The organism is Microbacterium sp. T32, assembly GCF_001619615.1.
Lineage (GTDB): Bacteria > Actinomycetota > Actinomycetes > Actinomycetales > Microbacteriaceae > Microbacterium.
Genome location: NZ_LQQP01000009.1, coordinates 197,943 through 212,292, shown reverse-complemented (window position 1 = coordinate 212,292; position 14,350 = coordinate 197,943). Strand labels below are relative to the sequence as shown.

Here is a 14,350-nt window from a genome sequence, read left to right as displayed (position 1 = left end):
AAAGGAGCAACACCATGACCAGCGGACCCACCGACTCAGGCGAGATCACCCGCCGTCCCGGCACCGAGACCGCCGTCCTCGCGGGCGGCTGTTTCTGGGGCGTCGAGGACCTCATCCGCCGCCAGCCCGGCGTGCTCGACACGCGCGTCGGCTACACCGGCGGATCGAACGACCACGCGACCTACCGCAACCACCCCGGCCACGCCGAGGCGGTCGAGATCGTGTTCGACCCGACCAAGACGTCGTACCGCGACATCCTGGCGTTCTTCTTCCAGATCCACGACCCGTCGACCCTGAACCGTCAGGGCAATGACATCGGGACGAGCTACCGTTCCGCGATCTTCCCCCTCTCCCCGGAGCAGGAGCAGGTCGCGCGCGACACCATCGCCGACGTCGACGCGTCGGGCATCTGGCCCGCCAAGGTCGTCACGACCATCGAGCCCGAGGCTCCCTTCTGGGAGGCCGAGCCCGAGCACCAGGACTACCTGATCCGCATCCCCAACGGCTACACGTGCCATTTCGTGCGCCCCGGCTGGGTGCTGCCCAAGCGCGAGGACGCGACCGCGTAAGACTCGGGAGGGGGCCCGGATGCCATGGCATCCGGGCCCTTCGTCGTTTCTGGCGCGCCCACGGTTGGTACGGTGGCGGCACCATGGACATCCGCGTCGATCCCGCCTCCGCCACGCCGCCGTTCGCGCAGGTGCGTGCGCGGATCATCGCGCTGATCGACAGCGGCGAGCTGCCGACCGGGACGCGCCTCCCTCCGGTGCGCACGCTCGCGACCGAGCTCGGCCTCGCCGCGAACACCGTGGCGCGCGTCTACAAGGAGCTCGAAGAGGCGCGCTTCGTCGAGACCCGCGGCCGCGCCGGGACGTTCGTCTCGGCGGGGACGGATGCCACGCGCGCCCGCGCGGCCGATGCCGCCGCCGCATTCGCTCGCGCCATGCGCGACCTCGGTGTCGCGCCGTCGGAGGCGCTCGACCTGGCGCGAGCGGCGTTGGGGAACGAGAGCTGACGGGCCGCAACCCCCGACCACACCGGAATCCGGATGCCTACGCTCCAAGCATGAGCGAATACGACGTCGTGGTCATCGGAGCGGGGCTCGCCGGATTGCGGTGCGCGACGCGGCTCGCGGAGGCGGGGCGGGACGTCGTGGTGCTCGAGGCGGAGGACGCCGTCGGCGGACGCGAGCGCACCGACGTCGTGGACGGGTTCCGCCTCGACCGTGGCTTCCACGTGCTCAACCCGGCGTATCCGGCGGTGCGGCGATGGGTCGACGTCGGCGCGCTGGCGCTGCGACGGTTCCCGGTGGCCCTGTCCGTGCGGCTCGACGACGGCGTGGCCCGCATCGCCCATCCCCTCCGCCACCCGGCGACCATTCCGGCCTCGCTCGGGAGCGGGCTCGTCCGACCCGCCGACCTGCTGCCCCTCGCGCGGTGGGCGCTTCCCGTCCTCGCGAATCCCCGCGCGGTCAAGCGCGGACCGGATCGCCGGCTCGCCGAGGCGTGGGATCGCGCGGGCCTCCGCGGCACCCTGCGCGAGAGCGTGCTCGAACCGTTCCTCGCGGGCGTCCTCGCCGACGACGAGCAGGAGTCCTCCGACGTGTTCGTGCGCCTCCTCGTCCGCAGCTTCGCGCTCGGCGCTCCCGGGGTGCCCGCCGCGGGGATCGGCGCTCTCCCCGCGCAGCTGGCCGACACCGCGCGGCGGGCGGGAGCCGGCATCCGTCTCTCCCATCGGGTGACCGCGACCCGGCCGCACGGTCGGGGATGGCGCATCGAGATCGAGAACGCGGATGCCATCGACACCCGCGCCGTGGTGCTGGCCACCGGTCTGACCCCCGGTCTGGACGTTCCCCTCCCCCGCCCGCGAGGCTTGCAGACGTGGTGGTTCGCCACGGACGAGCGGCATCACGACGACGGCGCGCTCCGCGTGGACGGGCTCCGACGCGGGCCGATCGTGCACACGGCGATCGTCAGCAACACCGCGCCCACGTACGCGCCACGCGGCCGGCACCTGGTCGAGGCGACGGTCGTGCTGCCCACCACGGCGACGGAGGCCGACGTCCGCCGGCACCTCGAGGAGCTGTGGGGCACCGATACCCGACCCTGGCGACTGCTGCGGCGCGACGACATCGCCGCGGCGCTCCCCGCGCAGGACCCGCCGCTGCGTCTGCGGCGTCCGGTCCGCCTCGGCGACGGGCGATACGTCGCGGGCGACCACCGCGACACCGCCTCGATCCAGGGCGCGCTCGTCTCCGGGCAGCGAGCGGCCGAGGCTGTGTTGCACGACCTCGGGTGACGCGCCCCTTTCCCGTGTCGGAGGTCGGTGTCAGAGTGGCCGCATGCGATTCCTCCTGAACGTCATCGACGACCGCAGCTCCTCCGCGACCGACGACGAGGGCGAGGCGATCGACGCCTTCAACGATCGCCTCGTCGCGGAGGGGCACTGGGTGCTCGCCGCGGGCGTCGCGCACCCCGCGGATTCGCTCGTCATCGACGCGCGATCCGGGGAGTCCGTCGTCACTCCCGGGCCCGCGAACGACACCGCCGAGTGGGTCGCCGGATTCTGGATCATCGAGGCCTCCGACCTCGACACGGCCCGAGACCTGGCGATCGACGGTTCGCGTGCGTGCGGTCGCCGGGTGGAGCTGCGACCGTTCCTCGGCTGACATGGCCACCGCCGCAGAACACATCGCCCGGCTCAACACCCTCGGCCCCCGCCGTTCGGGGAACGAGGCCCATCGGACCCTGATCGACGAGGTCGCCGCCGAACTCGTCGCCCTCGGCTATCACCCCGAGCGGGATACGCACACCTTCGAGCGGTGGGACGTCGACGAAAGAGATGTGTCGCTGACCGTGGAGGGGCGCACGGTTCCCGTCGCGTCGGCGTGGCCGTACTCCGGCGAAACCGGATCCGCGGGCGTCACGGCTCCCCTCGTCCGCCTCGCGGGACGTCGACCGCGATGGAAGGACGCCCGCGGCCGGATCGCCCTCGTCGAGGTCGCGAACGTCGAGGTGCCGGCATCCCTCCTCGTCGATTCCTGGGACGGACCGATGCCGTTCGACGCGGTCGCGAACCCGGTCATCTCCGCCGAGTTGGCGGGCATCGACCTGGTCGCCGCCCGAGCGGCGGGAGTCGTCGGCGTGATCGCCGTCTGGCGCGGACTCGCCGACGTCGAGGCACACGGCCAGTACCTGCCCTTCACCCGGCCGTACGCCGGACTCCCGGCCGTGTGGGCGCCCGAGTCGGAACGCGAGCGGCTCCTCGAGGCAGCGGGTCGCGGCGGGTCCACGACCCTGGTTCTGGATGCCACGCGGCACGACAGCGGGACGATGGACACGGTGTGGGCAGTGTCGCCGGGGAGTGGCATCCATGCCGACGAGAGCGTCCTCGTCGTCACGCACAGCGACGGCGGCAACGCCGTGGAGGAGAACGGGTTCATCGGCCTGCTCGAGCTGGCCCGCGACGCGGCCGAGACCCCGCACGATCGAACGCTCGTGTTCGTGCTGGTCGCCGGGCACCTGCGGATCCCGGCGGTGACCGCGCACGGCCAGGCGACCACGGCGTGGCTGCACGCGCATCCCGAGCTGTGGTCGCCCGTCGCCGAGGGGCCGACCGCGGTCGCCGGCCTCGTCATCGAGCACCTCGGCGCGAAACACGGGCGCGACGACGACCCGTCGACGGAGGCCGGAACCGACGACGTCGAACCCGAGCTGCTCGACGCCACGACCCCGGAGTTCGCCGCGCTCGTTCGGGCCGAGTGGCGGAATCCCGCGGTGCGCCCGGTGCGGCCGGGCGCGGTGGTGCACCTCGGCGAGGGCGAGCCGCTGTGGGAGAAGGGCATCCCGGCGATCGCCCTCGTCACGGGCCCCGCCTCCCTCCTCGCGGAGACGGCGCACGCGGGAGTCGATCTCGATCTCCTCGCCCGGCAGGTGGACAGCTTCCGCGCCCTCCAGCGCCGCCTCGCGGATGCCCCCGACCGCGCCCACTTCGGCACGGTGCGCCGCCCCGGGCGGCTGCGGAAGCTCCTCGCGGTCGCGCGGATCGCGGGGTTCCTCGCCCGCCGGGCCGGGCGGTGACGCTCAGCCCCGCGCCGCCAGCGCCTCCAGCGCCGCGCCGGTCACGCGGCGCGTCGTCCACTCCTCCATCGCCTCGGCACCGAGGGCGCGGTAGAAGCCGATCGCGGGTTCGTTCCAGTCGAGCACCGTCCACTCCAGCCGCGGGTACCCCTGCGCGAGGCACTCGGCGGCGAGCGCGGACAGCAGCGCCACCCCGTAACCGTTCGAGCGATACCGCTCGTGCACGAAGAGGTCCTCGAGCCAGATGCCGTGCTTCCCGGTCCAGGTCGAATACGTGAGGAACCAGATCGCGATCGCGCGGATCTCCCCACCCTTCTCGACCACGAACGCGAAAGCCCGCGGGTCCTCCCCGAACAGCGTGGCCGTCAGCATGTCGACGGTGTTGTCGACGGCATCCGGTTCCTTCTCGTAGTCGGCGAGCGCCTGGATGCACGCGAGAATCCCGGCCTCGTCGCCGGGACGGGCGGGGCGCAGGACGGCGCCGTCGGTCAGTTCGGTCATGGCTGAGGCTCCCAGCTGTCGAGGGCGACGCGGCGGAAGTTCCCGCCGAGGACCGCCGCGATATCGGCATCGTCCCACCCGCGGTCGCGGAGCGCCGCGCCCAGGCCGACGAAGGTCTCGGGTGGCATCCATTCGACCGGGCCCCACGCGGTGTAGCTCGCGTCGTACAGCGCGGGGCTCTCGGCGAGGGTGGTCTGGAACGTCTCCCAGTCGAACGAGAAGTCCGTGCTCACCCCGACGTGCCGGATGCCGACGACCTCCACGGCGTACTCGATGTGGCGCACCATCGCCTCGAGGGTGGGGGTGTTGGGCCCGAGGAAGATGCCGACGCCGGTGATGCCCACGACTCCCCCGGTGTCGGCGGCCGCGCGGGCCTGGTCGTCGGTGATGTTGCGGGGGTGGTCCCACACGGCGCGCATGCACGAGTGACTGAAGACGACGGGCCGGGTCGACACCGCGCACATGTCGAGCGACGTCCGGGGCCCGACGTGCGAGCCGTCCGGAACCATGCCGCGCCGATTCAGCTCGGCGACGAGGTCGCGGCCCCAGCGCGAGAGCCCGGGGTCCTCGGCATCCAGGCATCCGCCCCCGGCCGCGTTGGTGTAGTTGTACACCGGGCCGAGCGTGCGGACGCCTCGAGCGACGAGCGTCGCCACCGCGTCGAGGTCGCCGCCCAGCGGCGCGCAGTCCTCGAGGTCGAACACCACCGCGGTGTCGCCGGCGGCGGCGATCCGGTCGACCTCGGTGACCGTCGCGGCGAGCTCCAGCCCGTCGATCGCGGTCACCTGGGCACGGAACGCGCGAAGGACGGATGCCATGACCTCGGGGCCGTGCGGGGCGTAGCCGACGTTGAGCGAGACGAGCCCGCCGCCGGCCGGACGGTAGCGGCGCAGCTCCGTCAGGTCAGCGGTCTCGACGAGTTCGGCGCACGCGTGCTGATCCCACAGCATCAGGCGACGCCCGCGCGGGCGGCGAGCGCCGGATCGAGGGCTTCGCGCTCGTCGAAGACGAAGCAGTCACCGTCCCAATGCGCGTCGCCCTCGGCGGCGAACCAGCCGAGGATGCCGCCGTCGAGCTGGTACGCGTCCAAGCCCTGGTCGCGCAGGTAGAGGGCCGCCTTCTCGCACCGGATACCACCGGTGCAGAAACTCACCACGGTCTTGCCGACGAGTTCGTTGCGGTGGGCGCTCGCGGCATCCGGGAACTGCGTGAAACGCTCGATCCGCCAGTCGCGGGCACCGGAGAACGTGCCGTAGTCGACCTCGAACGCGTTGCGCGTGTCGACGAGCACGACCTCGCGGCCGTCGTCGTCGGCTCCCCGGTCGAGCCAGCGACGCAGCGTCGCCGGCGACACCGCGGGCGCGCGGCCGTCCTGCGGACGCACCTCGGGCCGGTCCATGCGGATGATCTCGCGCTTGACCTTCACCAGGAGTCGGCCGAAGGGCACGGCATCCGACCAGCTCTCCTTGGTCTGGAGAGCCGGAAAGTCCCCGCGCAGCCCGTCGACGAACTCCCGCACCGCGTCCGGCTCACCCGCGAGGAACAGGTTGATGCCCTCTTCGGCGAGCAGGATCGTCCCGCGCAGCCCGGCGTCCGTGGCGCGCTCGCGCAGCACGGGCCGGAGCGCCACGGGGTCGTCGATCGGCGTGAACAGATACGCCGAGACGTTGAGGACGGATGCCGCGGATGCCATGGCATCCAGGGTACGCAGAGCGCAAGGCACCGCGTGCCGGAGGCGTCGCCCGCTAGCGTGACACACGATGACTCTCGCCGCCCCGACCGTCTCGGTCGTGATCCCCGTCCGCGACGACGCCGTGCCCCTCGCGGCCTGCCTCGAGGCCCTCGCCGCGCAGACGCACCCCGCGGACGAGATCGTCGTCGTCGACAACGCCTCCACCGACGACAGCGCCGAGGTGGCGCGTGCCGCGGGCGCACGCGTCGTCTTCTGCGGCGAGCGCGGAATTCCCGCCGCCGCGGCCGCCGGCTACGACGCCGCCATTGGTGACGTCATCCTGCGACTCGACGCCGACAGCCTCCCCGCGCCGGGCTGGATCGCGCACATGACCGCCGCGCTCTCCGACCTGGACGTGGATGCCGTGACTGCTCCCGCCGTGTTCCACGACGGGCCCACGCGGCAGCGTCGGCCGATGGCGTGGGCGTTCCTCGGCACGTACACCGCGTTCGCCTATCCGGCGCTGGGTCACGCGCCGCTGTGGGGGTCGAACATGGCGTTCCGACGCACCGCCTGGGTTGCGGTCCGCGACCGCGTGCACCTCGACCCCGGGCTGCACGACGACCTCGACCTCGCGTTCCACCTCGGCGAGCGCCACCGCATCCGGATCGTGCCGGGGCGGGCGCAGATGCGGGTCTCGTCGCGCACGGTCCGCCCGCGCCGGTTCGCGAAGAGCTTCTCGCGCGGCATGGGAACCGTGTTCGCGCACTGGCCGCGCGAGATCCCGCCGCTGCGGTGGGCGCGGCGGCTGGGGCGGCGCTGATGGACGCGGTGCTGTTCCCGAACGTCGAAGCCCCCGACCTGCACGTCATGAGCTTCAACATCCGCCGCCGGTTCGAGCGGCTGACCTGGCCGCCCGAGGACCGCTGGGGGCTCCGCAAGGAGCGCCTGCGGGTGTTCCTCGGCGCGAACAAGCCCCACCTGCTCGGGTCGCAGGAAGCGCGACCCGACCAGGCACGGTGGGTCCAGGAGTCGCTCGGCAGTCGCTACGGCCGCATCGGCCACGGGCGCGGGAAGGACCGGGACGGCGAGGGCACGCCGATCTTCTACGACCGCGACCGGGTCGACCTCCTGGACTGGACGCAGGTCGCCCTCTCCGACACCCCGGCGATCGACGGCTCCGTGGGCTGGGGGAACACGATTCCGCGCATCGCCGTCATCGCGCGGTTCCGCGACGGCGCGACCGGCGCCCCCTTCGTCTTCGTCAACAGCCACTTCGACGCGTTCTCGCGCCGTGCGCGCCGCCGCTCCGCCCGCTGGCTCGCCGAGCTCGTCGCCACGGAAGAGCTGCCCCTGCTGTTCACGGCCGACGTCAACGCCCCGATCCGGTCGGCTGAGCTCGCCGACATGTTCGCCGACGGCGGCCTCGTCGACACGTGGTCGTACGCTCCCACTCGCCGTACCGTCGAATGGGGCACGTTCAACAACTACCGGAGGCCGCGCGCCGGTGCCCGGCGCATCGACGCGGTCCTCGTCACGCCCGACGTCGACGTCCGCGCCACCGGCATCGACCCGCGCCCGACGGGCACGAGTTGGCCGTCCGACCACCTGCCGGTGCAGGCCGTCGTGCGGATCCCGGGATCGCGATGATCCGCGCGCTGTACGCCCATCTGAAGCGGCCGCCGCGGACCGCGACGGAGTGGACCACGGATGCCGTGCGCGCCATCGCCATCGTGGGCGTGCTCGTCGCAGCGATCACGCTCCCCGCGACCGACGCAGCGGTGCTGTCGATGACGCTCCCCGCCGTCATGCTCTCCCGGATGCTGGGCCTACGGTCGGGCCTCGATCTCACCGTCTGCGTCACCGTGATCATCGCGGCCGGGAGCAACGTCATCGACCTGTACCGCGCCTGGACGGGATGGGACCTCGTCGTGCACGCGGTGTGCACCGGAGTGCTCGCGGCCGTCGCGCTCGTCGTGCTCGAGGACACCGGGGTCGTGGCGCGAACGGGCCGACGCCGTGCACCGATCGTCCTCGGGACTGTGGCAGGACTCGCGCTCAGCGCCGTATGGGAGATGGTCGAGTGGTTCGGCTATCGGTTCATCACCGACAGCATCTTCGTCACGTACGACGACACGATCGGCGACATGGTCGCGGGCGGGTTCGGAGCTCTGATCGCCGGGGTGCTGGCATCCCGCTTCCGGTTGACCCGGCGGGACCGCGCCACGGTGTGAGGCACGGTCCCGCCGCAACCGCGGTCAGACGCGCCCCGCGACGTCCCGCCCGACGAGGTCGCCGTCGGGGTTCGGTTCGCTGAGCTGCTCGCCGGGGGCGGTCGATCCCTCGAGCGGCGGGAGCCCGGCCTCGACGCGCGCGCCGATCTCGGCATCCACGTTCTTCCAGTACTGCACGGCGCGGTCCCGGACGTCCGCGCGCGTCACCCCGCCGACGTGGCCGGTGATCGTCTCGATGAGACGGTCGCGGGCATCGGCCGACATGACCTCGCGTACGAGGGCGCCCGCCTGACCCCAGTCGTCGTCCTCCGGGTGCAACGTCGCGGCCGAGCGGACGAGCTCCCCGTCGCTCTGCCAGCCGCCGTCACCGGCGCGTCGCGGATCGGCCGCGGGACCGCCGACGGAGTTCGGCGCATAGACCGGGACCTCGGGCGGGTTGTACTCGTAGCGCATCGCGCCCTCCTTCGAGTACGAGTGCACCTCGGTGCGCGGCCGGTTCACCGGCAGCTGCTGGTAATTCGTGCCCACGCGATAGCGGTGCGCGTCGGCGTAGCTGAAGATGCGGGCCTGCAGCATCTTGTCGGGGCTGCCGTCGATGCCGGGAACGAAATTCGACGGCTCGAACGCGGCCTGCTCGATCTCGGCGAAGTAGTTGCCGGGATTGCGGTTCAGCTCCATCGTGCCGACCTCGATCTCGGGATAGTCGCTGTGCGGCCACACCTTCGTCAGGTCGAACGGGTTGAAGCGGTAGGTCTTGGCATCCTCGTAGGGCATGATCTGCACCTTGAGCGTCCACGTCGGGAACTCGTGCCGCTCGATCGCGGCGTACAGGTCGCGGATGTGGAAGTCGGCGTCCTGACCCGCGATCTGGTCGGCCTCGTCCTGCGTCAGCGTCTTGTGCCCCTGGTCGGTGTGGAAGTGGTACTTCACCCAGAACCGCTCGCCGTCGGCGTTGATCCACTGGTACGTGTGCGAGCCGTAGCCGTTCATGTGGCGCCACGAGGCCGGGATGCCGCGGTCCCCCATGAGCCAGGTGACCCGGTGGGCGCTCTCGGGGGACAGCGTCCAGAAGTCCCACTGCATGGTGTTGTCGCGCAGGTGACTGCCGGGCAGACGCTTCTGCGAGCGGATGAAGTCGGGGAACTTGATGCCGTCCTTGACGAAGAAGACGGGGGTGTTGTTGCCGACGAGGTCGTAATTGCCCTCGGTCGTGTAGAACTTCAGCGAGAACCCGCGGGGGTCGCGCCACGTGTCGGGGCTCCCCTGCTCGCCGGCGACCGACGAGAACCGCGCGAGCATCTCGGTCTCGACGCCGGGCTGGAACAACGCCGCACGCGTGTACGCGGAGACATCGCCGGTCGTACGGAACCTGCCGAACGCGCCACCGCCCTTCGCGTGCACCACCCGCTCGGGCACGCGCTCGCGGTTGAACTGCGCGAGCTTCTCGATCAGATAGTGGTCGGTCAGGGCGATGGAGCCGTCGGCCCCGACGCTCTGCGAGTGCTCGTCGCTGGCGACCGGCGCTCCGTTGTTGGCGGTGGTGGGATCGGACATGGCGCTCCTCACGTGGGGATCCGGGGGACGCTCTCGACGCTACGCACGGTGTTCCGACCCGACGAGGCATTGCGCTCGCCGTCCCGAACGCGTACCGTCCGGCGGCTGTCAATCCCCGGCTCCGCTCCGGTACGGCTCGCGACCATGGCGAGACCGAACGGAAGGAATGACATGTCGAAGGATCTGTCGAAGGGCGACCGCGTCAGCTGGGACACGCCCCAGGGCCGCACGCAGGGTGAGGTCGTGGAGAAGAAGACGAAGGACTTCCAGCACGACGGCCAGAAGTTCACGGCATCCGAGGACGAGCCGGCCTACATCGTGAAGTCGGAGAAGACCGACGCCACCGCCGCCCACAAGGGCTCGGCGCTGAACAAGCTGAAGGGCTAGGAACCGGCCGCGTCCCTCCGCTTGCGCATCTGCGCGAGCGCGAGGGACAGCCGGTGGTTGCCCGCGAGCACGTCTTCATGCCGCTCGAGGAATGCCCAATACGCGTCGGTGAACACCGAGTCCTTGGCATCCTGAGCCGACGGCCACCACGACCCCATCTTCTGCAGGTACGCCCCGCCCGACACGTACGGCTTGGTGGCGACGAAGCCGCCGTCGGCGAACTGGCTCATGCCCATGACATTGGGCACCATCACCCAGTCGTACGCGTCGACGAACAGCGCGAGGAACCACGCGTTCACCTCCCGCGGGGCATACCCCTGCAGCAGGAACCAGTTGCCGAGCACCATGAGCCGCTCGATGTGGTGCGCGTACCCCCACCGATGCACGCGGTCGAGCACCGTTCGCACCGGCACCGGCAGATCGGACGGCATCCGTTTCCCGGAGTACCAGTACTTCTCGACGCGTCCCTCCAGGTGCAGCGCATTCACCCGCTCGAGCTTCGGGTGCGCCCGGTACATCCCGCGCATGTACTCGCGCCAGCCGATCACCTGGCGGACGAACCCCTCGATGGATGCCAGCGGCGCGGCGGTCCGCGTGACCGCGGCGATCACCTCCCCGACGGTGAGCAGCCCGATGTTGAGCATGGGCGAGATCACCGCGTGGAAGAGGAACGGCTCGTCGGCCTTCATGGCGTCCTCGTACCGGCCGAAGTCGCCCAGACGCTCGGCGACGAAGACGTCGAGCCACGCGCGGGCGTCCTCCGGCGTGACCGGGAGCCAGAAGTCCGTCGCGGCACCGGGGTGCTCGGGGAAGCGGTCGTCGACCTCGGCGATGACGGCGGCGGTGATGTCGTCGTGCGCGAGCGTCGGCAGCGCCGGGATCTCGACGCCCTTCTTCGGCAGCGGCTTGCGGTTGTCGGCGTCGAAGTTCCATCGGCGACCCGTGGGCTTCCCGCCCTCCATCAGGATGCCGGTGCGCCGACGCTGCCAGTGATAGAAGTCCTCCATCACCGGCGTGGGGTGCTCCGCGAACCACCCGTCGACCTCCTCTTCCGGGGTGAGGAACAGGCCGTCGGGGAGGATGTCCGTCTCCACGCCCTGGGCGGCGCAGATCGCCGCGATGCGCTCGTCGACCGGCCGGTTGGGGTCGCTCATCCATGTCAGCTCGGTCACGCCGTGCTTCTCCAGCAGGCGCTCGAGACCCGCGCGGAACGTGAGGTCGTCGGACAGCGCGATGCGCCGCACGGTCCGTCCCTCGGCCTCGAGCCGCGCTGCCGTGTGCCGCATCGCGGAGAGCAGCAGCACGATCTTGTGCCGGTGGTAGGGCAGCTTCGCGAAGCGCGGCGCGGACTCGATGAAGAAGAACTCCTCCACGCCGTCGTCGGCGAACGCCGGATGCTCCGCGAACTGCTGCGTCGCGAGGATCAGCGCCGCCCTCACGCGCGCCGCCGCTGCTTCGCCGCGTTCGCGCGGCATCCGCGCGAGCAGTACAGGACCTCGTCCCACTGGTCGCGCCCACTCCAGCGCTTGCGATCGGAGAACGGGCGGCCGCAGTAGGCGCACGGCTTGGTGCGCAGCGGAGGTCGTGACATGGCGTCATGGTGCCAGCGGGGTGCGGTCCGGATCGGGGGCTTGCGCCGTGCACACCGACCGCTCTCGCGCAAGGGACCTGCGCCCGCCCGCGATCGTTGGTCGAGTGGATGCCATGACCTCCACACCTGACACCGCCGACCAGCCCGACGAGCTCGAGACGGCCGACCTCCCCGAGATCCCCGACGGCACGGATGACGACGACGCGCCCATCGACAACCCCTCCGGCGGCTGAGGTCGCGGCGATTCCGGCCCGACGGCGCACGGTGCGGTCGGGCCCCGCGTTGTGCCCGTAGGCCGCGGGGGCCATCCGTGCTACCGTGGAGTATTCGTTCTGGGATTAGCTTCATCGACGTCCGCCTCATCGCTGAGATGCCGGGCGCACGGCACCGAGCCGTGATCGATGCCACTCCCTCCTCATCTCCGCGCGGTCTGCGTGGGCGCGACCCCCGGTCGCCCATCGGCCGCGGAAAGTTCGCGTGTCTCCTCTCCTCCCCCCGCCTCTGTCGTGGCGCCAGGCCGATCTCGACGTGTTCGTCGCGACGGTCGATTCGGCGTACGCCGGTTTCGTCGGCGCCGCCCCCTCGGGCTTCGAAGCCCAGGGGGCGCGCGGTGAAGATCTCGGCATCCACGACTCCGTCGCAGCGGCCCAGTCCGCCGTCGACGTCCACCGCGTTCGCACGACCCTCCCGGTCGCGCGGCGTCCCCGTCCGCTCCGCATGCGTCGGAGCGGCGCACCCGGCCGCAATCGCGGCCCACGAAGAAAAAGGAAGAACACGATGGCCACTGGCACCGTGAAATGGTTCAACTCCGAGAAGGGCTACGGGTTCATCGCACCCGACGACGGCTCGGCCGACCTGTTCGCGCACTTCAGCGCGATCCAGGGCAATGGCTTCAAGGAGCTGCAGGAAGCACAGAAGGTCGAATTCGACGCTGAGCAGGGCCCCAAGGGCATGCAGGCGGCGAACATCCGCCCCCTCTGAGCTCACGCTCCTCAGCGAAGGCCGGGAGGGCCGCTTCGGCGGCCGCCCGGCCTTCGCCGCGTTCACGCAACGCGATACCCGGCGAACGATGCAGCGGTGTCCGCGAGGTACCGGGTTCCGGTGAATATGCCGTGCATGAGGGCGTATACCGACACGCTTATGGACTCCCCCGTAGTGTGAGCCTCAGCCCGGGTAAACGCCTCGGTTCCCGACTTCGGTCATCATCGCGAGGAGCATCTTCATCGCCTCCACCATCGTCGAGTCCCGACTCGGCCCCGTCCGTCAGACCTATTCCGGCACCACCGAATTCCCCCCGATCGCCAAGGCCTACACGGAACTCTCGCAGGTCGTCCGCGAGAGCGGGTTCCTGGCCCGCACCCCCGTCTTCTACTCCCTCGTCGGCGCGGCCATCGTCCTCGGCTTCGGCGGGGCGATCACCGGCTTCGTCCTCCTCGGTGACAGCTGGTTCCAGCTCCTCATCGCCGCGGCCCTCGGCATCCTGTTCACCCAGGTCGCCTTCCTCGCGCACGAGGCGAACCACCGCCAGATCTTCGCGTCGGGGCGGGCCAACGACCGCCTCGCGCTGTGGATCGGGAACGGCGTCGTCGGCATGAGCCAGTCGTGGTGGGCCACCAAGCACACCCGCCACCATGCCAACCCCAACCGCGTCGGCAAGGACCCCGACATCGAGATCGACACCATCTCGTTCCTCGACGAGGATGCCGCCAGGGCTCGCGGCATCCAGCGCTGGATCACCCAGCGGCAGGGCTGGCTGTTCTTCCCCCTCCTCACGCTCGAGGGCCTGAACCTCCACGCGCTGGCGATCCGCCACCTCGTCTCCCGCGGCGAGATCAAGGGACGCTGGACCGAGCTGGGCCTCCTCGCCCTCCGCATGGCTCTCTTCGTCGCCCCGGTGTTCGTGTTCCTCCCGCTGGGGATGGCGTTCGCGTTCCTCGGTGTGCAGCTCGCCGTGTTCGGCGTGTACATGGGCGCGTCGTTCGCCCCCAACCACAAGGGCATGGCCGTCATCGCGCCGGGCGCGAAGCTCGACTTCTTCAGCAAGCAGGTGCGCACGTCCCGCAACATCTCGGGTGGCTGGTGGGCGACCTGGCTCATGGGCGGCCTCAACTACCAGATCGAGCACCACCTGTTCCCGAACATGCCGCGGCCGTACCTCAGCCGCGCGCGGGAGATCGTGCGCGAGCACTGCCAGACGCTGCAGGTGCCGTACGTCGAGACGACGCTCCTCCAGTCGTACGGGATCGTCATCGCGTACCTGAACCGAGTGGGACTCGCCGCGCGCGATCCGTTCGAGTGCCCGCTGACCTCGGCGGCGCGACGCGTCTGACGC

Annotated in this window: 17 protein-coding genes; 11 read left to right on the top strand and 6 right to left on the bottom strand. The window is 71.0% G+C overall.

Annotated features, from left to right (window positions below):
• The first annotated feature begins 14 nt into the window (after positions 1 to 14).
• The 5 genes from msrA to AVW09_RS05390 all read left to right on the top strand — a co-directional run bounded on the left by msrA (position 15) and on the right by AVW09_RS05390 (position 4,079).
• On the top strand, positions 15 to 569 hold the full coding sequence (msrA, locus tag AVW09_RS05410; protein ID WP_063257036.1) for a peptide-methionine (S)-S-oxide reductase MsrA: 555 nt from the start codon (positions 15 to 17) through the stop codon (positions 567 to 569).
• 83 nt (positions 570 to 652) lie between these two features.
• Positions 653 to 1,015, top strand: a complete 363-nt coding sequence (locus AVW09_RS05405) for a GntR family transcriptional regulator (RefSeq protein ID WP_063257035.1) — start codon at positions 653 to 655, stop codon at positions 1,013 to 1,015.
• Positions 1,016 to 1,065: 50 nt separating this feature from the next.
• Positions 1,066 to 2,298 (top strand): NAD(P)/FAD-dependent oxidoreductase, encoded by a 1,233-nt coding sequence (locus tag AVW09_RS05400; RefSeq protein WP_063257034.1) that lies wholly within the window; start codon positions 1,066 to 1,068, stop codon positions 2,296 to 2,298.
• Positions 2,299 to 2,341: 43 nt separating this feature from the next.
• Positions 2,342 to 2,668 carry a YciI family protein gene (locus AVW09_RS05395; RefSeq protein WP_063257033.1) on the top strand — a complete coding sequence of 109 codons (327 nt, stop codon included), beginning with the start codon at positions 2,342 to 2,344 and terminating at the stop codon, positions 2,666 to 2,668.
• A gap of 1 nt (position 2,669) precedes the next feature.
• Positions 2,670 to 4,079: a hypothetical protein gene (locus AVW09_RS05390; RefSeq protein ID WP_063257032.1), complete on the top strand. Its 1,410-nt coding sequence runs from the start codon at positions 2,670 to 2,672 to the stop codon at positions 4,077 to 4,079.
• 3 nt (positions 4,080 to 4,082) lie between these two features.
• Here AVW09_RS05390 and AVW09_RS05385 read toward each other — a convergent pair whose 3' ends face one another.
• Genes AVW09_RS05385 through AVW09_RS05375 form a run of 3 tightly spaced genes read right to left on the bottom strand, consistent with a single transcriptional unit; the run spans position 4,083 to position 6,273 of the window.
• On the bottom strand, positions 4,083 to 4,580 hold the full coding sequence (locus tag AVW09_RS05385) for a GNAT family N-acetyltransferase (RefSeq protein ID WP_063257031.1): 498 nt from the start codon (positions 4,578 to 4,580) through the stop codon (positions 4,083 to 4,085).
• Entirely contained in the window at positions 4,577 to 5,530 is a 954-nt protein-coding gene (locus AVW09_RS05380) for a dipeptidase (RefSeq protein ID WP_063257030.1), read from the bottom strand. The genes AVW09_RS05385 and AVW09_RS05380 overlap by 4 nt, the downstream gene beginning before the upstream one ends.
• A complete protein-coding gene (locus tag AVW09_RS05375) occupies positions 5,530 to 6,273 on the bottom strand; it encodes a sulfurtransferase (RefSeq protein WP_063257029.1) in 744 nt (247 codons plus the stop codon). The genes AVW09_RS05380 and AVW09_RS05375 overlap by 1 nt, the downstream gene beginning before the upstream one ends.
• A gap of 67 nt (positions 6,274 to 6,340) precedes the next feature.
• On the opposite strand from AVW09_RS05375, the gene AVW09_RS05370 reads away from it, so the two are divergent.
• From AVW09_RS05370 to AVW09_RS05360, 3 genes are read left to right on the top strand one after another with little or no spacing between them, the layout of a single operon-like run.
• A complete protein-coding gene (locus tag AVW09_RS05370) occupies positions 6,341 to 7,075 on the top strand; it encodes a glycosyltransferase family 2 protein (protein WP_063257028.1) in 735 nt (244 codons plus the stop codon).
• Positions 7,075 to 7,902, top strand: coding sequence for an endonuclease/exonuclease/phosphatase family protein (locus AVW09_RS05365; protein WP_156495973.1), 828 nt, complete (start codon positions 7,075 to 7,077; stop codon positions 7,900 to 7,902). Before AVW09_RS05370 ends, AVW09_RS05365 begins: the two co-directional genes overlap by 1 nt.
• On the top strand, positions 7,899 to 8,486 hold the full coding sequence (locus AVW09_RS05360) for a hypothetical protein (RefSeq protein WP_063257026.1): 588 nt from the start codon (positions 7,899 to 7,901) through the stop codon (positions 8,484 to 8,486). The genes AVW09_RS05365 and AVW09_RS05360 overlap by 4 nt, the downstream gene beginning before the upstream one ends.
• A gap of 24 nt (positions 8,487 to 8,510) precedes the next feature.
• On the opposite strand, the gene AVW09_RS05355 is transcribed toward AVW09_RS05360, so the two are convergent.
• Entirely contained in the window at positions 8,511 to 10,040 is a 1,530-nt protein-coding gene (locus tag AVW09_RS05355) for a catalase (RefSeq protein ID WP_063257025.1), read from the bottom strand.
• Between the two features lie 171 nt (positions 10,041 to 10,211).
• On the opposite strand from AVW09_RS05355, the gene AVW09_RS05350 reads away from it, so the two are divergent.
• On the top strand, positions 10,212 to 10,427 hold the full coding sequence (locus tag AVW09_RS05350; RefSeq protein WP_063257024.1) for a DUF2945 domain-containing protein: 216 nt from the start codon (positions 10,212 to 10,214) through the stop codon (positions 10,425 to 10,427).
• Here the strand turns inward: AVW09_RS05350 and AVW09_RS05345 are convergent.
• Positions 10,424 to 11,866 carry a cryptochrome/photolyase family protein gene (locus AVW09_RS05345; RefSeq protein ID WP_197462566.1) on the bottom strand — a complete coding sequence of 481 codons (1,443 nt, stop codon included), beginning with the start codon at positions 11,864 to 11,866 and terminating at the stop codon, positions 10,424 to 10,426. The genes AVW09_RS05350 and AVW09_RS05345 overlap by 4 nt on opposite strands.
• Positions 11,863 to 12,018 carry a DUF2256 domain-containing protein gene (locus tag AVW09_RS17170; protein ID WP_082822829.1) on the bottom strand — a complete coding sequence of 52 codons (156 nt, stop codon included), beginning with the start codon at positions 12,016 to 12,018 and terminating at the stop codon, positions 11,863 to 11,865. The genes AVW09_RS05345 and AVW09_RS17170 overlap by 4 nt, the downstream gene beginning before the upstream one ends.
• Before the next feature lie 777 nt (positions 12,019 to 12,795).
• Here AVW09_RS17170 and AVW09_RS05340 point away from each other — a divergent pair.
• Together AVW09_RS05340 and AVW09_RS05335 are read left to right on the top strand one after the other, a co-directional pair.
• Positions 12,796 to 12,999, top strand: coding sequence for a cold-shock protein (locus tag AVW09_RS05340; protein ID WP_026095524.1), 204 nt, complete (start codon positions 12,796 to 12,798; stop codon positions 12,997 to 12,999).
• Between the two features lie 220 nt (positions 13,000 to 13,219).
• Positions 13,220 to 14,347: a fatty acid desaturase family protein gene (locus AVW09_RS05335; protein ID WP_442922734.1), complete on the top strand. Its 1,128-nt coding sequence runs from the start codon at positions 13,220 to 13,222 to the stop codon at positions 14,345 to 14,347.
• Positions 14,348 to 14,350: the final 3 nt, after the last annotated feature.